This is a genomic window from Phytoactinopolyspora alkaliphila (genome assembly GCF_010550695.1).
Taxonomy (GTDB): Bacteria; Actinomycetota; Actinomycetes; order Jiangellales; family Jiangellaceae; genus Phytoactinopolyspora; species Phytoactinopolyspora alkaliphila.
Genome location: NZ_JAAGOB010000008.1, coordinates 230,715 through 252,585, shown reverse-complemented (window position 1 = coordinate 252,585; position 21,871 = coordinate 230,715). Strand labels below are relative to the sequence as shown.

Here is a 21,871-nt window from a genome sequence, read left to right as displayed (position 1 = left end):
GACATGGACTCTGGCATCCCCGACCACCGCGGAGCCCTTCGCTACCTGTGGTGGCTCGTCGTTCGCCAGCGTGGCCGGGTCGCCGTGGGAGCGTTGGTGGGCAGTGCATGGACGGTCGGGCTCACCCTTCCGCCGTACGTGCTGTCTCGTGTCATAGACGACGGTCTGACGCCCGGAAACACGTCCGCGCTCGTCGGCTGGGCGGCCGTGTTGTTGGGCGTAGGTGTTCTGAACGCGTGGCTGGCCATCACCCGGCATCGCACCATGAGCAAGGTTCGCATGGACGCGAGATTCCGGACCATGTTCGTCGTGGTCCGGCACGCGGCGATGCTCGGTGCCGCGCTGCCGCGCAAGGTGGCAGCGAGTGAGGTGGCCACCATTGGCATGGTCGACGCCTTTCGGATCAGTCAGACGCTCACGGTCACCGGACCTGGCGTCGGATCGGTGCTGGCCTATGGGGTGATCGCCGTGCTGCTCTTTGCGATCTCCCCGGTCCTCGCGGTCGTGGTCTTGATCGGTGTGCCGGTGCTGGCGGTGCTCGTGGGCCCCCTGCTGGGTCGGCTGCACGGCGCGGAGAGCGCGTACCGCGAGCGGCAGAGCGAACTCACCGCGCGGGTGGCCGACATCGTCGGCGGGTTGCGCGTACTCAACGGCCTGGGCGGCAAAGACCTGTTCGCCGACCGGTATCGGCGGCGGTCCTCCGAGTTGCGGTCGGAAGGGTACCGGGTCGGAGCCGTGACCAGCTGGGTCCAGGCTCTCACCGTCGGACTCCCGTTGCTGTTTCTCGCCGCGGTGACGTGGCTGGCGGCCCGGATGGCCGCGGTGGGCGACATCACTGTGGGTGAGCTGGTGGCGGTCTACGGTTACGCCGCGGTCCTCGTCGTGCCCGTGACCTTCTTCATCGAGGGCGGCTACGAGGTGAGCCGTGGTCTGGTCGCTGCCCGGCGCGTCGTGCGCTTCCTCGCTGTAGAACCGGAACTCCGGGACGGGGTGGAGGCCGCGGAGGGGCCGGCAGCCGCGGCGGTGCTGCACGATCCGGTGTCCGGCATCGAGATCCCGCCCCGCACGTTGACAGCCCTGGTCAGTTCGCGCTCATCGGATTCCGCGGCCGTCGTCGATCGTCTCGCCCGGTTCACCGGGTCGGACGCCACGTGGGGAGGTGTTCCCCTCACCGACGTGGCCCTGTCGCGAGTTCGCGACCGCATCCTGGTGGCGGACAACGAGGCTGACGTCTTCACCGGGCCCCTGCGCGAGGTGGTCGCCGGGCGCTGGGATCGCGACGACGACGCGATCACCGAAGCGATTCGGGTGGCCATGGCCGAAGACGTCGTGCAGGCCATGCCGGACGGGCTCGGATCGGCCGTCGATGCGCAGGGCCGTAATCTCTCCGGGGGCCAGCGTCAGCGCATCCGGCTGGTCCGCGCACTGCTGGCCGAACCTGAGGTACTCATGGCGATCGAGCCCACCTCCGCACTGGACGCCCACACCGAGGCGATAGTCGCAGCCCGCCTGCGCGCGGCGCGAACAGGGCGAACCACCGTCGTCACGAGCACATCGCCACTGGTATTGGAGCAGGCCGATCTTGTGTACTACGTGGTCGACGGAGTAGCGGCGGCCTCCGGTGGCCATCGTGAGCTTCTGCGCACGCACGCCGGCTACCGCCGGCTGGTGTCGCGGGGAGCTGGATAGTGGCTCCCGGGTCGCCATCGACGTCCGGACGGCTGCCGATCGCCCGGCCATCCCAGGTGCGGCGTGCCGCTCTGCGGCTGATCCGGTCGGACACCCGCGCTTTCGCTGCCATGATCGTGCTCAATGTGCTCGCCGCTGCCGCCGGCCTGGCCGGGCCCTGGCTACTGGGCCGCATCATCGACGAGGTGAGTGGGGGCGGAGGCGTGCAGGCTGTGGATCAGCTGGCGCTGGCCATCCTGGCATTCGCGCTGGTTCAGCTCCTTCTCGTTCGCTACGCCAGACTTGTGGGGCATCGCTTCGGTGAGCGAACCTCGGCCCGCCTCCGCGAACAGTACGTCGACCGGGCTCTGACGTTGCGGTCCTCGGTCGTGGAGCGAGCAGGGCCGGGTGACCTCGCCACTCGGGGGACAACGGATGTCGAGCAGGTCGCCATCACGCTGCGCGATGCCGGACCGGACGTACTCATCGCGGCGATCCAGGCGATCTTGATCACCGGGGTGATCTTCCTGCTCGACCCCGTGCTCGGTGTGTGCGGATTGGCCGGCATGGTTGGCATCTGCATCGCCGCGCGCTGGTATCTGCGCCGCGCCCCGGCCGCTTACCTCGACGCGGGCGCTGCCAACTCCGAACTCGCCGAGATCCTTGCGTCGACCGCCTCGGGTGCCCGCACCGTGGAGGCGTTCGGGCTCCAGGCCCGCCGGGTGGCGGCATGCCAGGCAGCGGTCGAACGGTCCCGCAGCACCCAGCTGCGAACCTTGTCCCTGCGCAGTGTGCTGTTCCCGGTAGTGGACGTGTCGTATGTGATCCCCGTGGTGGCGGTGCTGCTGGTCGGCAGCGTGTTGCACGGCAACGGCGCCCTCAGCCTGGGGACGGTGGTCGCCGCCGCGCTGTACTTGCGGCAGCTCTCTCAGCCTCTGGACACCATTTTGGTATGGATGGACCAGTTGCAGAACAGCGGCGCGTCATTTGCCCGAGTGGAGGGCTTGGCCCAGGCCATGGAGCCTGACCAATCGTCGGGCCAGCACTCGAACCCCGGGCCGCCGTCGTCATCCCTCGTGCCCGCCGACGACCAGATCGCGGTGCGCGACGTGCGTTACGCCTACGATGCCGGACCGGACGTTTTGCATGGCGTCAGCCTCACTGTGCGCCCGGGGGAGCGGCTGGCCGTGGTCGGACCGTCCGGTGCGGGGAAGTCAACGCTGGGCCGGCTGCTGGCGGGCATCGAACGGCCTCGTGTCGGCACGGTGACCGTGGGCGGGATTCCGGTCGCCGACCTCGACCCGGAGTTACTGCGCCGGCACGTCGTTCTCGTCACGCAGGAGCAGCATGCCTTCCGGGGCACGGTGCGGGACAACCTCGCGATCGCCGCGCCGTCCGCTACCGACGCCGCACTCGGCGCCGCTCTCTGCGCCGTCGGCGCTGATTGGGCGCTTGAATTGCCCGGCGGGCTCGACGCGGAAGTGGGTGGACAGGCGATCCGGTTGGACGGCGCCCAGGCGCAGCAGCTGGCGCTGGCTCGCGTCGTACTGGCCGACCCGCACACCGTGGTGCTTGACGAGGCTACGGCGCTGCTCGACCCCGGGACCGCTCGCCACACGGAACGCGCGCTGGCGGCGGTGCTCCGCGGCCGGACCGTGATCGCGATCGCGCATCGGCTGCACACCGCCGAGGACGCCGACCGGGTAGCGGCGATGGAAGGCGGCCGCCTCATCGAAGTCGGCACGCACGACGAGCTTCTGGCCGCCGACGGCACGTACGCATCGCTCTGGCGGTCCTGGCACGGCAGGCCAGGGGCCTGACCGCCGGGCTGGTGGAGGCACTCTGGCCGGACAAGCAGCCGGAGAATCCGGCGAAGGCGCTGCAGATCCTGGTCTCCCGCGTGCGGTTTCGTTGCGGTTTCAGTAGTTCCGCTCGTGCTGGTACCGTTCAAGTACCGGCAACTTTGCCGTACTCAGGGAAGACGCCTCGTTGACCGTTGGGCCGTGACCGGCCCCGCCACGATCCCGTCGCCTCCTCTGGGCCATCCCAGAGGAGCTGTATGTCGCTGTTTCACGAGCCTGCCTTCGTCGAGCCGAGTCCCGCGGCGATGATTGACGACGACGCACCGATGCTGGACGCTGCCGCCGCGCTTCCGCACGGTTGCTCTGCTGTCATCTACTGCGAGGGCCAGTTCGGCGAGCAGGACGGCAAGACGGCAAACGGGTTGGTCCGCCATTCTGAGAAGTTCGAGATCCTCAGCGTCATCGATAGCCGTCAGGCCGGCACCGACGCGGGCGAGTTCCTCGACGGCGTCGCCAACGGCGTTCCGGTGCTGGTGAGTCTGAACGAGGCGATCGCCCACGCCGGCCACGTTCCGGACTACCTGATTTGTGGCGTAGCCCCAGCGGACGGGCTGCTGTCCGCGGCACAGCGGGTGGTCCTGCTCGACGGCATCGCTCGTGGCATGCACATCGTCAACGGCCTGCACGAGTTCCTCAACGATGACGCCGAGTTCGTGGCAGCCAGGATCCTGGCTGGTGTGACGATCACCGACGTCCGCCGTCCCAAAGAGAAGAAGGACCTGCACCTGTTCTCCGGGCGGATCTTCGACGTGACCTGCCCGCGGATCGCGGTGCTGGGGACCGACGGCTCCATCGGCAAGCGCACGACCGCGACTCTCCTGGTCCAAGCGCTCAACGCCCGCGGGGTGAACGCGGTCATGGTGGGCACCGGGCAGACGACGCTCATCCAGGGCGGCAAGTACGGGGTGGCGCTCGACGCGCTGGTCCCGCAGTTCTGCTCTGGCGAGGTCGAGGACCAGGTGGTCGCGGCCTTCGAGGGGGAGGACCCGGACGTGATCGTGGTGGAGGGCCAAGGCGCGCTCAGCCATCCCGCCTACCTGACCTCCGCGCACATCCTCCGGGGCAGCCGGCCCGAAGGCGTCATCGTGCAGCACGCGCCCAAGCGCACGATGCTGGGCGACTTCCCGATGGTGCCCATGCCCACCGCCGCCAGCGAGGTAGCGCTGATCGAGGCGTTCGCCGACACCAAGGTCATCGGGATCACCATCAACCACGAGTTCATGTCCGACGAGGAGATCGACGCCGCCATCGACGAGCACGAGCTGGAGATCGGCGTGCCCGCCACCGACCCGCTGACTCGCCCGCTGGACCGCCTCGCCGACATGGTGCTGGACGCGTTCCCCGCGATCAAGGAGACGCTCGTCTCGAGCAGGCGGTGACCCCACCCCGCTTGGACATCGACCTCGCCGCGATTGCGCACAACTCCCGTCTCCTGGTTGACCGGCTGGCGCTCAAGGGCATCCGTGTCACCGGCATCTGCAAGGCCGCCCTCGGCTCGTCCGGAGTCGCGGCGGCGATGGTGCAGGGCGGCGTCACTGGGCTGGGTGACTCGCGCGTCGAGAATCTGGGCCGTCTCCGCACTGCCGGGGTGGCCGTCCCGCTGACGCTGATCCGGTCGCCGATGCTCAGTCAGGTGGATCTCGTCGTGCGCGACGCCGAGGTAAGCCTCAACACCGAGGCGGCCGTGCTCGACGCGCTGTCGGCAGCAGCCGTGCGCACAGGCGTCACGCACTCCGTGGTGCTGATGGTGGAACTGGGCGACCTGCGCGAGGGGGTGGCCGCCGTCGACGTCGTCGACCTGGCCCGGACCATGGGCAAGCGGCCGGGTCTGCTGCTCACCGGGCTGGGCACGAACCTGGCCTGCCAGTGCGGTGTCGTTCCCGATCAGCGAAAGATGGACGAACTCTCCCGGCTCGCCGGGGAGGTGGAAGCGGCCTGCGGAGTGGTGCTGTCGGTCGTGTCGGGCGGCAACTCGGCCAATCTCGACTGGGCGATGTCCACCGGTGATGTCGGCCGGGTCGACGAGCTACGCCTCGGCGAGTCGATCCTGCTCGGTACCGAACCGTTGCACCGGCGGGTGATCGACGGACTGCGTACGGACGCGTTCACCCTGGTGGCCGAGGTGATCGAGGCGAAGCTCAAACCGGCCCAGCCGTGGGGTGACATCGCTCAGGCGGCGTTCGGTGACCAGCCACCTCGAGAAGGCGCCGGAACCGTGCGTCAGGCGATCCTGGCCGTGGGCCGCCAGGACGTGGACCCCGACGGGATTACTCCGCCGCCGGGAATCGTGGCGCTGGGCATGAGCAGCGACCACCTCGTGGTGGATGTCGGCGACCATGACGTATCGGTGGGCGACGAACTCGCGTTCCAGCTCGACTACAGCGCTCTGGTCCGGGCGATGACGTCGCCCTTCATCGCCAAGGTAGAGCGCAGCTAGCCCTTTGTGCCTGCCATTCTTTCCGCGGCGATCTTCACGACGGTCGTGGACCGGGCGAAACTCCCACGGCGATCATCACGACGGTCGTGGACCAGCACAAACACCGCGGCGGAATCCCACGGCAATCACCACAGTCGACGTGGGACACGTCGAGTGAATTTCGCCCGCTTTGGACGGCGATTCCCAACACGACCTTTCACACGCCTGGCCCGTCCCCCCGTAGTCCGGCCCAAACCCACACAACCCCCATCACAACCACTTGACATCAATAGGAGCATCGATCGTCACAGCGGGTGTGCGGCATGGGGAGCGTTGAACTCGGTGCAGCTCGAGGCATGCCGGTCTATTTTCGGGATGCGTCATCCGTCACGGTGCGTTAGTGTTTGTGACACACAGAGAGTCGTCCTGCCTCTTGCCCCCCAGGTTGGCAGGGCGACTCTCTGTGTGTGACGTCAGCCGGCCGACGACCGGACCGCGTCGCGGTGCAGATGTAGCGATCAGTCGACCGCACGGCATTGTGCTTGGCATGAGGTGCCCGCGCGAGCCGTTTCGGTGCCAACGGACGCAACGGTGTAGAGGTCGTGTCATGTGATCAGGCTCGTGGGCCGAGGAACAAGCCGCCACTGGCGTCGATGACCTGGCCGGTGATCCAGCGCCCGGCGTCGGAGGCGAGGAATGCGACGACGCCGGCCACGTCGTCAGGCCCGCCCAGCCGACCCAGCGCCGTCATCCCAGTGATCTGTTCGGCCAGGCCGGGCGCCTCGAAGAACGATCCGTTGGTCGCCGTGCGGGTGGCACCGGGGGCAACGGCGTTCACCGTGATTTCTCGGCCTCCGAGCTCATTGGCCAAGGTCATGCTCATCGTCTCCACCGCGCCTTTCGTCATGGCGAAGGACGTCTGCGCGGGGTTGGCCATCCGGGTCGCCACGGAGGAGATCGTGACGATGCGGCCTCCGTGGCGGAACAGGGGCAATGCTCGCTGGATGATGAAGTACGGCGCCCGCACGTTGACCGCGAAGAGGTGGTCGAACTCCGCCCGCGTCGTGGTTCCGAGGCGACCGGCGGGCGTGGCGGCCGCATTGTTGACGAGGATGTCGAGTGGCCGCCCGCCCAAAGCGGCGTCGACCTCCGCGAAGAGCGTCTCGACGTCGTCATCCACGCCCAGCTCGGCCCGGACGGCAAGCGCCGTTCCACCGGTGCGTTCGATCTCGTCGACCGTTGCCATCGCGCCCGTCTTGTCTGTGCCGAAGTGAACGATGACCTCCGCTCCGTTCGTCGCCAATCGAGCCGCGATGGCCTGCCCGATTCCGCGCGATGCTCCGGTCACCAGGGCTGTCCTGCCGGTCAGATCACTCATGTCAGCCACCTCAATCTGTTAGACACTACCGACTTGGTAGTCACTACCATTGCGGTAGGGTCTATCACATGCCCGAGCAGCAAGCAACCTTGCGAGCTCAGCGACGAGCCGAGACGCAGCGCATGATTCAGACCCGCGCGATACGGCTGTTCACCGAGCGTGGATACGACGCGACCACGGTGACCGACGTCGCTGAAGCCGCAGGGGTGTCGCCCATGACGGTGTATCGGCACTTCCCCACGAAGGAAGACCTCGTGCTGATCGATCAGCACGGCATGCTCGTCGCTGAGCAGATCGCTGCCACACCCGCCGCACAGCCCCTGGTCCGCCGCATCGGCAGCGCGCTCATCGAGGCAGTCACGACGTTGACAGGGGATCGCCACGGAGGCGACCTGACGGCGAACGAGCAGTTCCTGCTGGCCCGCCTCCGTCTCATGATCTCGACACCGGCCTTACGGGCAAAACACCTGGACAACCACTACGCACTTCAGCAGGCCATCGTCGGCGCGATCATCGACGAGGGCAGCGATACCGACGCCGCGTTCCACGCCCATGCGGCCGCCAGCGCCTGCCTGGCCGCCATGCACACGGCACTGGTGCGCTGGGCCGAGGACGACGGGCGGAGCGAGCTGCCCGATCTGATCGCGAAGGCGCTCGCTGCCGCCTTCGGTGATGACGTCGTCGCAGTAGCGAGCGAGTGACGCTGGGAGGGTTCGTGATCAGCGTGGAAGGTTTCGCGTATCAGGGGACGCGAAACCCTCTACCGCTGTTGACAAGACCTTTCACCGCTGACCAACGGCCTCGGCTCAGCCCAACGGTGCGCCGTCGCGGCCGACGTCGATGACGATCTCGTCCGAGTAGGTCCGGCGCTCGGTTCGAACCACGTCGAGGTTCTCGTCGAGCACGGGGAACACGTGAACGGGAGTGAACGTGATCCGCGCTGGCCTGTCTACGCGCTTGACGTTGATCTCAAGATGGCCATAGTGCTTGCCGCCGGACACCAAGCGCGGCGTGCCATCGACGACCTGCCAGAGTTCGGGCTCACTTTGATCGGCTGTCCACTGGCTGAAGGGGTTGTAGTCGAGTAGCGGGCTGTTCAGCGACGGGCCGTCGCGGCGCGCACCACGAAGGCCGTCCCCGGACACCCCGACGTCGTAGTAGTGGACACCGGCGCCGTCGCCGTTCGAATCGACGAAGCTCCGTTCGAACATCTCGCTGTGACCGGAGACCACCGCGGCGACCCCATATCGCCCGAAGAGGGGTGGTAGACCCGCATCGGCGTGCCGCTCTGCCCCGAGGTGAGAGCATGGTTCATCGGCAGGCCGTGCTCGCCACTGCTGAACGGCGCGTGGTGGAACTGGACGAAGATGATCTGGCCAGATTCCCGTGCCTCGCGTAACTGCTCGCTGGCCTCGAAGGATCGGGTCGACGTGGAGGACCTGGCCGACTACCGCGGCGTCATCCAGCAGAGCGGCATCCCGCGCCTGATGTACGACGAGTTCTGGCGCGCCAGCACCCCCTCCGGCCGTCCCATTCCCCGCGGGCCGGCGATCAGGACCACCAGCGACGTGCTCCAGCTCGTCGCCGCGGCGAGATCGTGCGCCCCACCGTCGCCTCGTTCAGCACCTACTACCGCCACTCCGAGGTCATTGAGCTTCCCCTTGACGGATTCGCGCCGGTCAGAGCATGCTCGTCTGGGTCACCGAGCATGAGACCGCCGCGATCCGGGCCCTCGACGATCTCGCCCACGAGCTCGTCGGCGACGTGTGAGCCCAGAGGACACCACATCCCGGGTCATGCGGTTCCTGACGGGGGCAATGTCGCTTTATCGGAACACGACGATAGGCAGAGCATCCAAACGCGATCGGCATCCGGCTGGCACACACGCCCGGCGAAACGGATCGCGGCGGCGCTGGCTGCCGAGCCATCCCATGAGTTCATCGAACGTCCATCGTCCGTTTCGCAGGGTGTGGATCCAGTGCTCGCCGTCCTGCTCAAGCATCGCAACGCCGACGTACGACCGCCTGTGGAGCGGCTTGACGACCGCTCCGCGGTCAGCATCGCCGGCGTGAGGTCCGCGAGCGGAACAACGGCCCGCACGGTCGTGTGCGGGATGCCTAGCCGGTCGAGGAACGCGTACGCGCCGAGCTTCGACAGCGTGATCCGAAACCTCGGGTCTGAGTCATCCGACTCTTCGCGAATTCGTGCCCGATGGAGCAACTCGCTGACCTTGTAGGAGAACGACGGCGAAGCCCCGCGTTAGGGCTGCTCCAGCACGTAGCGCAGGTGAACGGCGTCGACCACCACCGCACCGTACCGGCGGTGACCGTTCCCGACCAGAGTCGCCGGGCAATTGTGACCTCTGGTGACCTAGAGGTCACCGTGGCCCGACTCTCGCCGGTGTGCGGCGCGCCGCGATATAAGCAGGCTCGCGAAGCCGTTGCAGCGCTCTTGGCGTGCGCAGGCCCGGCAGCGGATACGCGACCGGATTGAACCGCAGCGGACGGTCCGTCAGCCCACCCTCAGGGGTACTCAGCTCGAGGGTGCCGAAGGCGTGCCAGTGTCCAGCCACACCGGCCGCCTGCAGGCGAAACCTCACCGCCGGTGGCTCTTGAGGTCTAAAGGCCGGGAGCGGCACCGCCGCGAGAAGGACGAGATCGCGAGAGGAACGGTATGGGAACAGCGAGCCATAAGAGCACGTGTGGGGATCAGACCTGGGGATGAGTAGGAACCTGCCCCATCGCCCCAGCCCCGTCGTCGCGAGCAGAAGGTCGTTGCGTTCGCCGTCGTCGCCAGTGAATGTGATCGCTAAGCCATGAATATCCGGCACCGGCGCGGGAAGCCCGATTGCCCGCGACAGCCGCGCAGCCCCGGCATCAGTCCCCTCGTCGTCCAGCCAGGGACATCCCCACATGATCGGCGAGCCGACGCGCCGAATGAGGGCATCGTAGACGAGGCCCTTCGGGTGCAGCGGCTTGTTACGCCGTAAGGCCCCGGCAGCGCCGAACGTGGCTCCAAGTAGTGAGCCGGCCGCCTTGGCCGCCTGGACGGCAAAGTCTTGCGTGCCCGGTGCTCGCCTAATCACGATGTCGGCCCATCATTCCGATGCCCACCATGGCCTTCTTCCTCCGCCGGTATCGGCTAGACGGCGCAGTACCCTTGATGGCTGAGTCAAAACATCGACGATCATGGTTGGAGCCCGCCACGGTCGGCACGAGCTACGACAAAGCTGTGGTGTGGCAACAGATTTTCACTGGCCCGGAGCCTCGGTCCAATGGCACGTTTCAGCTCCGGTCGGTGGGCGTCGGTTCGGAGTGAAGGAGGGGCGATGGACCTCTCGTTTACGTCTCCTAAGAGTTCACCGTAATGGCGACTGTGTCGCCGACGGAGCTGTTGTCGGGTCCGGAACCGATATCCTCTTGGCGCCGCATGCCGGTGACTCTCTTCAACAGGGGTCTACCGGATCGGACTGGCCCTTGATCGGCGAGGGGCACGATCGCGTCGTCTCCAGGCGTCGCGGTGTAGCGCACGCCACGCACCCCGAACGAGACGGAACCACCGCCCAACACTCGCACCCGCAGCTCATCACGGGTGATCGAGACGGTGAGCCTGGTGCCACGCCAGCACAGGGGGTAAGAGAGCTTCGGCCATGCTGCCGGCAGCCGCGGATCGAACGTCAGCTGTCCCCCGTGGTCTCGCATGCCGCCGAAACCGCACACCAGGGCTGTCCAGACACCACCCGCGGAGGCGACGTGCACGCCGTCGGCAGTGTTGTGATGCAGGTCGGCCAAGTCGACGTAAAGCGCTCTGGTGAAGTACTCCAGCGCCAGATCTCGATAACCCACTTCGGCGGCCAGCACGGATTGGACGACGGCAGAGAGGGTTGAGTCGCCGGTGGTGAGTGGATCGTAGTACTCGAAGTCGGCCAACTTTTCCTCACTCGCGAACTGGTCCCCGTGAAGGAACAGCGCGAGCACCACGTCGGCTTGCTTGAGCACCTGGAAGCGATAGATGACCAGTGGATGGAAATGGAGCAGCAGTGGCCGTTGGCTGGCATCGGTGTGTTCGAGATCCCAGACTTCGCGTTCGAGAAAGCGCGAATCTTGCGGGTGGATCCCGAACGCCGAATTGAATGGGATGTGCATCGCCTCAGCTGCTCGCTCCCACTCGGCCGGCTCGGCCGGATCGAGGTGGAGCCTATCGGCCATGCGTTGGTGAACATCCGGAACGGCCGTTGCCATCTCGCGGATGGTCCGTGCCGCATACCTCAGGTTGAAGCGTGCCATGACATTGGTGAACAGATTGTCGTCGACGACGGTGGTGTACTCGTCGGGACCGGTTACGCCGTGAATGTGAAACGTCTCGCCGTTCTTCTGCCGCCGCCAGAACCCTAGTGTGACCCACAGCCTGGCGGTCTCGACGAGGATGTCAACACCCTCCTGGTATAGGAACTGCGCATCCCCGGTCGCCCGCACATATTGCGCGAGTGCATAGGTGATGTCCGCGTTGATGTGGTACTGCGCGGTGCCTGCGGCGTAGTAGGCGGAAGCCTCTTCGCCGTTGATAGTCCGCCACGGGAAGAGAGCGCCTTCCTCGTTGAGCTGCTTGGCCCGGCAGCGGGCCGCCGGCAGCATAAGGATTCGCGTTCGTAACGCATTCCGTGACCAGACCGGCGTTGTGTAGGTGAAGAAGGGCAAAACGTAGATCTCGGTGTCCCAGAAGTAATGGCCACCGTAGCCGGAGCCGGTGACGCCTTTAGCGGAGACACCGAGGCCGTCCGCGCGTGCACCCGCCTGCGCGAGATGGAAGAGGCACCACCGGATCGCCTGCTGGAGATCGTCATGATCGGGGATCTGCACGTCCGATCGCTCCCAAAAGTCTCGGAGCCAGTCTTGTTGTCGGACGTACTGGGTATTTATGCCCTCAGCGAGGGTGCGGTCGAGTGTGCGCTCGCATAGTCGTGCCGTTTCATCCGGCGGGATCTGCCGGGCGGCGGTGTGGTAGCTGACGAGTTTCGTGACTCGAGTGGGTACGCCGGCGCTGGCCCGGACGACGAACGTGTGCCGTGCGCCGCTCGGCTCAATCGATCGTTGCGTAGCGTGGTCGTTTTCGGTCTCAACCACATGGTGGGCGGCGACCGCTAGCCTCATCCGCGAGGTGGCCACCTGATGGCACAGCACGGAGCGGGCGTCGTCTTGCCGGTGCCCGGCGGGCCGCAGCGTGTGCTCGGTAAGTCGTTCGGCCCGGCGCGGGTCTAGCCGCTCCTCGGACGCCCGACCGTTCGCGGCGGAGCCGTCTTCCCGGCCGCCACACCGGTCGACCAGCAGGGAGTCGATGATGACGGCCGCGTCGGCGTTGAGGACGGTGACCTCCAGTCGCATGATCGCAAGGTTCCGGTCGGTGAACGAGACCAGACGGTCGTCCTCGACCAACACTTCCTTGCCGGACGACGTCACCCACAGCAGGCGTCGGCTCAGCACACCCTCGCGCAGATCTAGTGTGCGTTGGTACTCGCGTATATCGCCGTCAGCCAGCGAGAATGCCTCGTCGTCGACGTGCACGCGGATGCCCTTTGCATCCGGTACGTTGACGATCGTCTGGCCCACCTCGGCAAAGCCGTATGCCCGCTCGGCGTGACGGATCGGCCACGTCTCGTGCAGGCCGTTGATGAAAGTGCCGTGCTCGTGGGCATGGTCGCCTTCGGGATGGTTGCCCCGCAGGCCGAGGTAGCCGTTGCCGACGGCGAACAACGTCTCGGTTACCCCGTCGTCGCCAGGCCGGGGGCACGTCTCGATCAGCCGCCAGGGATCGACGGGAAACCGACTGCGGTCGATCATGCCGACGGCGACCCGATGTCGATGACTGCCTTGATGAAGCCCGCCGGCTTGGACGCGAGCGCGGCGAATGCCTCGTCGACGCTCTCCATCGGAAACCGATGGGTGATGAGCCGCCCCGGGTCGATGCGTCCGGCCGCCTGCAGCTCGAGAGCGGCGACGGTGCTCGCCTTGAGCAACGCCCGGTCGCGGACGTGCGCGTTGACGACATCCAACGCCTTCCAGTTCCAGGTGCGCAGGTCGATCTGCCGGTTGGTTTGGTGGAAGCCGAGGATCGACAGCGCACCGTGTGGCCGGACGAGACGGGTGGCCAGGTCGAGTCCGGGCTGTGAGCCCGACGCCTCCACCACCACGTCGAACCCATGGTCGGGCGGAGAGTCCTCGTCTACGAAAGAGGTGACTGACAGCTGATCCGCGGGGCGGGCATCGTCCGCCCCACTGGCGATCGCGGCGTCCCGGGCGTCGGCACGGGGATCGATCGCCATCAGGGACGCGACCCCGGCGTTGCGGAGAAGTTGAAGCATGACGAGACCCATGAAACCGAGGCCGATCACCGCCACGTGGGCCCCGAGCGGCACTGGGGTGCGCCGCAGGCCTTCGGCGACGCAGCCAAGCGGCTCCGGAAGGACCGCCGCCGGGTCGATCCCGGGTGGGATGACGACGACATCCTCGAAGTCGGCGACGGCGACCTCGGCATATGACGGAAAGATCCGTCCGCCCACAAGGGTGCCGAGCGGGACCTGGACACCGGGGCCGGTGGCGATGACCTCGCCGACGGGTTCGTGGCCGAGTAGGAGGGGAGTGGTGCGGGACGCCTGGGTCCAGGTTGGCAGGTCGCTCGCGCAGACGCCGTTGCTCAGCACCCGCAGGAGCAGCTGTCCGGGGCCAGGATCCCTGATCTCGTGTTCGATGAGCTGTCCCCGGCTCGGCGCGGTGATGTGGTAGCTGCGTGCCTTCATTTCGTAGCTCCTGCGGTGAGTCCGGCGACGAACTGCCGGTTGAAGATCATGTAGACGACGACGACCGGGAGGGACGCCAGGGTGGTGCCCGCCGCGAGGACGGCCGTGTCAGTTGTGAATCGACCTTGAAAGAACGTCAGGCCGATGGGAAGTGTGCGCACGTCGTCGGTCTGGAGGAAGAACAGCGGGACAATGAGCTCGTTCCACGACATCATGAACTGGAAGACGACGATCGCCCCAAGCGCCGGCGCGGCGAGGGGCCGTACCACCGACCACATGAGGCGCAGGTCGCCGCCGCCGTCGATCCGCCCTGCCTCCAGGAGTTCACGGGGCAACCCGCGGAGGTTGGCGCGGAGCAGGAAGATCGCGAATGGAAGCCCGAGCGCGGCTTCGATGAGGATCGCACCGATCAGGGTGTTGATCAGTCCGAGAGATCGCATCTGATAGAAGAGCGGAATCACGATCGACCAGATAGGGATCATGAGTCCGAGCAGGAACAGCATGAACATGCCGTTGGCCCAGCGCAGATCGAGCGTGCCGAGGGCATAGGCGGCTGGGAATGCCACCGCCACCACCAGGGTTACGGTGCCGACGGCGACGATGGTGCTGTTCATTAGATAGTCGGCGAACCGCCCGGCGTTCCACGCGGTCGCGTAGTTGCCGACCTGCAGCGGCCATTCGAGTCCGAACGGATTGGCCGCCGTTGCCGCGGATGTGCGTAGCGACTGCACCCAGATCCACAACAGCGGTATCACAGAGATCATTGCCATGACGATGAGCGCTGTGTAGGCACTCATCCGTTCCAGCGCGCGAGTCATCAGCGCTCCCGTTCGCGGACTCGGAGGAAGATCGCGGTGATGATGAGGATGATTACGGTGAGCACGACGGCCGCCGCCGCGGCGTAGCCGGGCCGGCCGGTGACGAACGCGAGGGCGTAGATGTAGTAGGCGACCACCTCGGTGGCGTGGCCGGGTCCGCCGCTGGTCATTACGTACACAAGATCGAACGTCTTGAGCGTGTTGATGAAGGACACGACCACGAGCAGGGTGATCTGGTTGCGGATACCGGGGACGGTGACGTGCCGGAAGCGCTGCCACGCGCTCGCGCCGTCCAGCGACGCCGCCTCATAGAGATGCGGGTCGATGGCCTGCATGCCACCGAGCAGAATCACCATGGCGAAGCCGTAGTACGTCCAGTTTGCGGTCGCGATGACGGCGCCCATCGCAGTGCCGGAGTCCGAGAGCCAGCCGCGAGTGAGGATCTCGAGGCCGATCGCGTCGAGGGCCGCGTTGAGCAGGCCGGTGTTCGGCTGGTAGATCTGGTCCCACGCGATGCCGACGATGACCAGGGCCATCGTCGCCGGAATGAAGAAAAGTGTTCGGAACAGGGTGCGCCCGCGGATCCACGAGACTGACAGCATCGCCGCCAGTAGCAGCCCGAGGCCCTGCGCGAGCCAGCTCCCTACCACCCAGAGAAGGTTGTTACCGAGCGAGGCGAAGAAGCGCGCGTCGCCGGCCAGGCGCCGGTAATTCTCCATGCCGACCCAGGTGGGCGAGGCGGTCAACCCATTCCAGTCGGTGAGGCTCAGCCATGCCGTCTGCCCGATCGGCCACAACAGGAACGCGGTGTAGAGCGTGAGTGCGGGGACAACGAGCCAGTAGCCTCGCCGCCCGCCTCGGGCGCCGCCGCGGCGCGATGACATTCTCGTTGGCGTGCCTGCGCCGGGGGTACGCGGCCTGGTCGCGGTGGTGGTCACGACGTCGAGTTCCTCGCCTCGTCCAATGCCTCGTCGAGGGAGGCAGTGAAGGCGTCCGCGTCGATCTCGCCCGCTAGGAAGCGCTGGCCGCCGCCGTTCCAAGCGTCTGTGACCAGCGGGCTGGACGTGTACCCCGTCCACTGACCCAGCCCGCCGCCGTCGAGTGCATCCTGCACGACCTCGACGCTCTCCCGCAGCAGCGGCGCCAATTCCACACCGTCTGTGGAATAGTCGGTGGTTGGCAGGACCCCCGCTTCGAGCCAGATCCGCTCGGCCTCTTCGGAGAAGTGGACGAAGTCGATCCAGTCGGCGGCGATGTCGGCGACCGGCGAGGAGGACGAGATCGCCCAGGATCCGCCGACGCCGCCCTGGGCCTGCTGCTCGAGCTTCTCGTCGATCATCGGGAACGAGATGAAGCGGATCTCTCCGGCCGGCGTGTTGGCGATGAGGTCCGGCGTCACACCGGTCCCCTCGATGAACATGCCGGCCTCGCCGTTCATGAAGCTTTTAAAGGCGTCGTCGAAGCTGACCCCATTGAAGTTGGGCGTGAGATAACCGCTCTCCACCCACCCGTAGGTGATTTCGAATGCCTCGCGCACCTGCGTCGCCGACCAGTGGCCCTCGGCGTCGAGGGACTCGAAAGCGTTGATCTCGTCGACCGGGACGAGCGCGTGGATCGCCGCACCGACTAGATGCGAGGACGGCCACTGGTCTTTGTTGCCGAAGGCGACCGGCGTGATATCCGCGTCCCTGAGGGCATCGGCCGCGGCGATGAAGCTGGCGTAGTCGTCCGGTTCGGCAATGCCGTGGTCGGTGAGGATATCCGCGTTGTAGAAGAGGCCGACGGCCTCACTGGATCGGGGTACCGCGTAGAAGGCACCGTCGTATGTGATGCGCTCGATCATCGACTCGGGCAGCCGGTCGAGCCAGCCATATTCGCCCGCGTACTCGTCGAGTGGGCGGACGAGTCCGTTCGCGGCTAGCACGCCCAGGGCACCTTCGGCCGCGTCATAGTCGAAGACGTCTGGGCCGGACCCTGAGGACAGCGACGTCGGCAGCGTCTTCTGCTGGTCCTCCGCCGACAAGAACTGGATGTCGACGTTGACCTCGGGGTGGCCCTGCTCCCAAAGGCCGCTGATCTCCTGCAGTACCGGCTGGAGGGCGGCGTTGTCGCCGAACTGGCTGACGACGGTCAGCGTCGCGTCCTCGCCGAGAGGGACGCTCGTGTCGCCTGACGGCTCCACACCGCCGACACACGCGGTGAGGGAGACCGCCCCGAGGACCGCGGCTGGACCGGCGAGCGCGAGGATCCCGCGGCGGGGCCTTCCCGCAAGCAAGGTGGGCCTGAGGTGCATCATTACCTCCTGGGTGAGTTTGTGGATGCGTGTGGACGACCGGTGTCACCCGGCGGCGAGTTCCTCGGGAGTGGAAAGGGATGTCAGGCCGGCGGCTGCCGACTCGATGAGCCGGACATGCCGGGCCGCTTCGTGGAAACCGGGTAGCGGGACGGACCTGTGCTCGGCACGCCCGAGCAGTGGTTCATAGAACGCTCGGAAAAGCGCGCCGAGTCTTTCATCTGGGTCCAGGCGTGCCCGCCAGACACGGCTGACGACATGGGGGTTCGCGTGTCGGTTGAGGCGGAGCGGGCGGGCGTCGGCAGCGTGGACGAGTTCGAGGGTCTCGCGGTCGCTCAGCTCCCATCGGATGGTGCCGTCATCGCCGTCCACCTCGATGATGATCGTGTTCATGTGTCCCGGTGAGACCTGGGACGCCGTTATCGCCACGAGTGCGCCACTATCCAGGCGGGCCATGGCCACTGCGGCGTCGTCCCGGCCGCGAGGACGTCCATCTCGGTCGGTGAGGAAGTCGGCGTTCAGGCTGGCCATCGGCTCGCCGCTAACGGTCTCCACCAGGTCCATAAGGTGCGTGCCGATATCCGCCAGGACTCGGGACGCTCCCGCTCTGGCAGCATCGTCTCGCCAGGAGGCGGCACCGCCGAGCTGCCAGTTCTGTAGGTAGGCGGCACGGATGGAGTGGACAGATCCCAGCTTCCCGGTTGCCACGAAGTCAGTGAACTCCGCGATCAGCGGTGAGTAGCGGTACTGGTAGCACACAGTCGACGACGCCGTCGAAACCTTCGCAACCGCTTCGAGCTCTACGGCCTGTGCCGCTGCGCTGGTAAGGGGCTTCTCACAGACGACATGAAGACTGTTGGAGAGCGCGCCTCGAACTGCCTCGCCGTGCAGGTGGTTCGGGGTACAGATGTGGACGGCGTCGACGAGCCCTGACTCAATCATGTGTCTTGCGTCGACGAAGGACGCCGGGACGTCGAGGGATCGTGCGGCACGTTCGGCGGACTGTTGCGTCGAGCCTGTCACCGCCTCGACACGAACGCCATCAACCATCCGCAGGGCGGCGACATGGGCGGCGCCCACGCCGCTGCCGCCGACGACGCCGACCCGGATCATTTGACCCGCCCCGGGGCGACGGCCCTAGCGAGGCGTCCCAGCGTGTCAGCCAACATGGCCGGAGTGGTGAGTTCGTCCACGGCCATCACGGCGGCGCCGCGGACAGCGGCGTCAGCGCCCAGCTCCGAAGGCACAATACGTAGATCGCGGGTAGCCAGGGCCAGTGACTTGCGGTAGATCGTCTCCCGGATCCGGGCCAGAAACTCGCCACCGCCGCTCGTGACGCCGCCTGTTACGACCAACAACGCGGGATTGAAGAAGTCGACGATGACGGAGACGAGCGAGCCGATGTCCAGGGCCGCGTCGTCGATGATCGTGCGGCAGTCCCGGTCCCCGAGTTGCGCCAGTTCGGCTACCACTTGTGCGGTGATAGGGCGATCTCGGGCGGCGCGGGCTAAGGCCTGACTCTGGCCGCTCAGCGCGATGAGCTCGGCGCGCGCGGCGATGTCGTCGCCGCCGGCCGTGGTGGCGAGGCTACCGGCGCTTCCTTGGGCGCCGCGATGCAGCCGTCCGTTCGAGATTAGGCCAGCTCCGACCCACGAGCCGATCTTAACGACGAGCGAGTCCGCGACTCCGATGCCTGCGCCGAGACTCTGCTCGGCGAGCGCCATGAGATTGACCTCATTGTCGGCCCAGGCGGGAACGCCGAAACGGATCGCGAGGCGATCACGGACGGGCTGGTCATGCCAATCGGGATGAACTGGCGGGTGGACGGTCCGTCCGGTGGTGAACTCCACCGGTCCCGCGATGCCGACACCGGTGCCACACAGCACTAAGCCGTCGCCGAACCTCTCTCGAGCCCGGGCGAGCTCTCGGTCCATCAGCTGTTCGAGCTCGTGAAGGACGATGTCAGGGCCTTCGCGCATGGATATAGACAATTTGCCGTCAGCCAGGATCTCCCCACCGAGGTTGACAACCGCGGCCCGCACGTGAGTCATGGCGATCTCCGCGGCGAAGACCACCCGGTCAGGCCGGAGGCGAATGCGGGTTGCCCGTCGGCCACCGCTACTGCCGAACTCACCAGCCTCCTGAAGCAGACCAGCATCGACGAGGGCGCGTACCCGTTCCGAAATCACGGCCTTGCTCAAGCCAGTTGTCGAACCGACCTCCGCGCGAGATGCGCCGTCAGGCAGCGGCCGGATAGCGGCGACAACAGCGGCCGCGCTGGCGATCGCGCCGCTGTCGGACTTGAACGAGTCTGCGTTCGAGGCCATGGGCTTGGTCATCTGACTACCTTCGTTCGGTACGAGAACGAAGTTGATCGTACGCCAAACAAAGTAAGGTGACAAGCCCTCCGTGCAAGCTGGCAGCGCTGCCGCACACCCAGTTCGACCGGCTCCTCGACTACGTCCAGGACAAGCTGCCCGACCCATTCGAGCACCTCGATACCGCCCGCGCCGACATCCTCGCGTTCACCGCCTTCCCCGACGGGCTGTGGTCACAGATCTGTTCGAACCACCCCAACGAGCGCCTCAACCGGGAGATCCGTCGCCGCACCGACAGCGTCGGCATCGTCCCCAACCGCGACGCGATCGTCCGGCTCGTCGGCGCTGTCCTCGCCGAACAGACCGGCGAGTGGGCCGAAGGACGCCGCTACCTCGGCCTCGACATCCTCACCAAAAGCCGCCTCACCCTCGTCCCCAACACCGAGGCGGAGGTGAGCACCGAAACCCCCCTCGAACTCAGCGCCTAACACCAAACCGAAGGACACCGCGCTACACCACTACCGGGGACTTGACCCGGGGGCCAGTCGGCACTGTCTTGCGGAGATGGTGCCGGCTGCTTGATTAAAGGGGCCCAAGCCGGCATAGACCCGCACGCGATAGCCGCCGCTCGGCAGCTCCTCGATGTCGTTGCGAGTGCGGCCATCCGTTCGTGCGGGCGAACAACAGCGCGCAGCTCATGCCATGGACCATGCGACGACGGGCCTCTTGTGGATCTGCTCGTCCATATGTGCAGCTCACGGGTGGTGGGGCGGGTGGGACTCGAACCCACGGCCAAGGGATTATGAGTGCGTATACAGCGAACGCAGTGCTAACCAATGAAAACGCAGCTTGGCTGCGAGCGTAAGTGCCCGAATCCCTTGCATCTCGTCGCGTCTTACCAGGAGCCGCGATTACAGCAGGACGCCGTGGGTCGGACACGGCCTCTCCGACTCACTGTGCGACGGTCAAGAAGAGATTCCATGCGGTACGCGACGATATCGATATCCTTGCCGGCGCGCCGTGATTGGGCTCGGCCACATGTGAGCAGTGGTGTGTCGTTCCAAGGACCTACTCGCGTGCCAACACCTTTGCAGGCAGCCCACGATGGGCACCCTGGCCGCGAGTTGAGTCGCCGCGTGCGTAGGTGATCTCCACGGGGGGATCCGGTGACACCTGAGACTGCGGGCTTATGGCGGCGCAGGCGCTCCAGGTTATTGTCCGGTTCTTCGGCGTCGTCGCCACGCTCAACGGAGAAGCTGAGGCCTTCAAGCGCGCTGCGGTTGCCCTCAGATGAGGGGGCAGATCGGAATCTCTCGCGTCAGCTGTCATAGACGGTGGAGCGATGGCCAATGGCGAGTATCCAGATGGTGAGTTTGCCGTTTTCCACTGTGTAGAACACGCGGTAGTTCCCAATTCGCAGCCGGCGCACGCCGGGGCGGCTGACTAGTTCGGTGGTGGCGAATCCGTACGGGTCTGTCTCCAGTTCGGTGAGCTTGTGCAGGATCGTCAGCGCGGTGGCACGGTCGATCTTGCGCAGGTCGTCGCGGGCGGCCGGCGTAAAGACCGTGCGGTACTTGACCGGCTCGTCGGGCTCGTCAGTCACTCGGTGCGCGCCAGCGTCTCAGCCATTACGTCTTCCAGCGGCACACCCTCGCCTTCCCGGACGGCGGCCATGCGCTCGTCGAGGATCGCCGCGACCCGCTCCTCTTCCAGGCGCTGGTACTCGCGCAGGTACTCGATGGGCACCACGGCGGCGACCTCCTTGCCGCGGCGTTGCACGACGGTGATCTCGTCGCGTAGGGCGCGGTCGATCACGTCGGCGAGGCTGTCGCGTAGCTCGCGTACCGACGACACCGAGGCGTTGCTTGCAGCCGTCATGCCGCAAGTGTACCTCGTGTACACATGGAGTGGAAGGTCCAGACCCGCGTAGGTGCCCGGCGAGCATGGGTTACCCCTGCGTGCGGTGCGTTCATTGCCCGCCTGGCCGACCATCTTGTTGGGTTCATCATTGTGCTTCGCGCTCAGTTTTCGATCAGTTCTGACGCGGCACGGCGGCGCGCCCCGGCGTCAGCCCTGGAAATGACCTCTACGGTCATGTTGGCCTCCTCCGGCGCGGCTCTTGGTGGCTACAGCAGCCGTAGACCGACCCGGTGACAGGTGCGCAACGCTACACGCCTATTGGGCTGGCTGGCGATCGACGTGCCTGTCATGGCACAAACAACCCCTTGCGTCTCAAGGTGCTGTGCGGACTGCATGCGTCTGCGTTTTACCTGCTAGTGGGGCGGGTGGGACTCGAACCCACGGCCAAGGGATTATGAGTGTCCT

The 21,871-nt window shown here is 66.4% G+C and carries 18 protein-coding genes and 1 pseudogene; 6 read left to right on the top strand and 13 right to left on the bottom strand.

The genetic code is table 11. From position 1 onward, the window contains the following. Positions 1-3: 3 nt before the first annotated feature. The 4 genes from G1H11_RS16400 to G1H11_RS16385 all read left to right on the top strand — a co-directional run bounded on the left by G1H11_RS16400 (position 4) and on the right by G1H11_RS16385 (position 5,967). Positions 4-1,689, top strand: a complete 1,686-nt coding sequence (locus G1H11_RS16400; protein WP_216843824.1) for an ABC transporter ATP-binding protein — start codon at positions 4-6, stop codon at positions 1,687-1,689. A 110-nt stretch (positions 1,690-1,799) separates the two neighbouring features. Continuing rightward, positions 1,800-3,488: an ABC transporter ATP-binding protein gene (locus G1H11_RS16395; RefSeq protein ID WP_163819721.1), complete on the top strand. Its 1,689-nt coding sequence runs from the start codon at positions 1,800-1,802 to the stop codon at positions 3,486-3,488. 308 nt (positions 3,489-3,796) lie between these two features. Then, positions 3,797-4,909, top strand: coding sequence for a DUF1611 domain-containing protein (locus G1H11_RS16390; protein WP_163819720.1), 1,113 nt, complete (start codon positions 3,797-3,799; stop codon positions 4,907-4,909). Continuing rightward, complete coding sequence (locus G1H11_RS16385) at positions 4,906-5,967, top strand: alanine racemase (protein ID WP_163819659.1); 1,062 nt, start codon at positions 4,906-4,908, stop codon at positions 5,965-5,967. Before G1H11_RS16390 ends, G1H11_RS16385 begins: the two co-directional genes overlap by 4 nt. Positions 5,968-6,559: 592 nt before the next feature. On the opposite strand, the gene G1H11_RS16380 is transcribed toward G1H11_RS16385, so the two are convergent. Next, entirely contained in the window at positions 6,560-7,324 is a 765-nt protein-coding gene (locus tag G1H11_RS16380) for an SDR family NAD(P)-dependent oxidoreductase (RefSeq protein WP_163819658.1), read from the bottom strand. A gap of 68 nt (positions 7,325-7,392) precedes the next feature. Here G1H11_RS16380 and G1H11_RS16375 point away from each other — a divergent pair, with 68 nt between their 5' ends. Further along, on the top strand, positions 7,393-8,025 hold the full coding sequence (locus G1H11_RS16375) for a TetR/AcrR family transcriptional regulator (protein WP_163819657.1): 633 nt from the start codon (positions 7,393-7,395) through the stop codon (positions 8,023-8,025). A gap of 105 nt (positions 8,026-8,130) precedes the next feature. Here the strand turns inward: G1H11_RS16375 and G1H11_RS16370 are convergent, their stop codons facing one another. The 10 genes from G1H11_RS16370 to G1H11_RS16325 form a co-directional block, all read right to left on the bottom strand. Continuing rightward, positions 8,131-8,535, bottom strand: a complete 405-nt coding sequence (locus G1H11_RS16370) for a hypothetical protein (RefSeq protein WP_163819656.1) — start codon at positions 8,533-8,535, stop codon at positions 8,131-8,133. 236 nt (positions 8,536-8,771) lie between these two features. Continuing rightward, positions 8,772-8,963 carry a hypothetical protein gene (locus tag G1H11_RS16365; RefSeq protein ID WP_163819655.1) on the bottom strand — a complete coding sequence of 64 codons (192 nt, stop codon included), beginning with the start codon at positions 8,961-8,963 and terminating at the stop codon, positions 8,772-8,774. A 738-nt stretch (positions 8,964-9,701) separates the two neighbouring features. Next, on the bottom strand, positions 9,702-10,409 hold the full coding sequence (locus G1H11_RS16360; protein ID WP_216843821.1) for a hypothetical protein: 708 nt from the start codon (positions 10,407-10,409) through the stop codon (positions 9,702-9,704). A gap of 265 nt (positions 10,410-10,674) precedes the next feature. Next, entirely contained in the window at positions 10,675-13,161 is a 2,487-nt protein-coding gene (locus G1H11_RS16355; RefSeq protein WP_163819654.1) for a glycoside hydrolase family 65 protein, read from the bottom strand. Then, complete coding sequence (locus G1H11_RS16350) at positions 13,158-14,117, bottom strand: zinc-binding dehydrogenase (protein ID WP_163819653.1); 960 nt, start codon at positions 14,115-14,117, stop codon at positions 13,158-13,160. The genes G1H11_RS16355 and G1H11_RS16350 overlap by 4 nt, the downstream gene beginning before the upstream one ends. Continuing rightward, positions 14,114-14,935 carry a carbohydrate ABC transporter permease gene (locus tag G1H11_RS16345; RefSeq protein WP_163819652.1) on the bottom strand — a complete coding sequence of 274 codons (822 nt, stop codon included), beginning with the start codon at positions 14,933-14,935 and terminating at the stop codon, positions 14,114-14,116. The genes G1H11_RS16350 and G1H11_RS16345 overlap by 4 nt, the downstream gene beginning before the upstream one ends. Further along, positions 14,935-15,873: an ABC transporter permease subunit gene (locus tag G1H11_RS25890; protein WP_163819651.1), complete on the bottom strand. Its 939-nt coding sequence runs from the start codon at positions 15,871-15,873 to the stop codon at positions 14,935-14,937. The genes G1H11_RS16345 and G1H11_RS25890 overlap by 1 nt, the downstream gene beginning before the upstream one ends. After that, the gene (locus G1H11_RS16335; protein WP_163819650.1) at positions 15,870-17,228 is read right to left on the bottom strand and encodes an ABC transporter substrate-binding protein; all 1,359 of its coding nucleotides are present in this window, start codon (positions 17,226-17,228) and stop codon (positions 15,870-15,872) included. Before G1H11_RS16335 ends, G1H11_RS25890 begins: the two co-directional genes overlap by 4 nt. A gap of 45 nt (positions 17,229-17,273) precedes the next feature. Further along, entirely contained in the window at positions 17,274-18,341 is a 1,068-nt protein-coding gene (locus G1H11_RS16330; protein ID WP_163819649.1) for a Gfo/Idh/MocA family protein, read from the bottom strand. Beyond that, entirely contained in the window at positions 18,338-19,567 is a 1,230-nt protein-coding gene (locus G1H11_RS16325) for an ROK family transcriptional regulator (RefSeq protein WP_163819648.1), read from the bottom strand. Before G1H11_RS16325 ends, G1H11_RS16330 begins: the two co-directional genes overlap by 4 nt. An 80-nt stretch (positions 19,568-19,647) precedes the next feature. On the opposite strand from G1H11_RS16325, the pseudogene G1H11_RS16320 reads away from it, so the two are divergent. Then, positions 19,648-20,034: pseudogene (locus G1H11_RS16320) on the top strand (transposase); the annotation flags it as partial. Between the two features lie 830 nt (positions 20,035-20,864). Here the strand turns inward: G1H11_RS16320 and G1H11_RS16315 are convergent. Both G1H11_RS16315 and G1H11_RS16310 read right to left on the bottom strand, forming a co-directional pair. Further along, on the bottom strand, positions 20,865-21,149 hold the full coding sequence (locus G1H11_RS16315) for a type II toxin-antitoxin system mRNA interferase toxin, RelE/StbE family (protein WP_163819647.1): 285 nt from the start codon (positions 21,147-21,149) through the stop codon (positions 20,865-20,867). Further along, positions 21,146-21,424 (bottom strand): type II toxin-antitoxin system prevent-host-death family antitoxin, encoded by a 279-nt coding sequence (locus tag G1H11_RS16310; RefSeq protein WP_163819646.1) that lies wholly within the window; start codon positions 21,422-21,424, stop codon positions 21,146-21,148. Before G1H11_RS16310 ends, G1H11_RS16315 begins: the two co-directional genes overlap by 4 nt. Positions 21,425-21,871 lie beyond the last annotated feature (447 nt).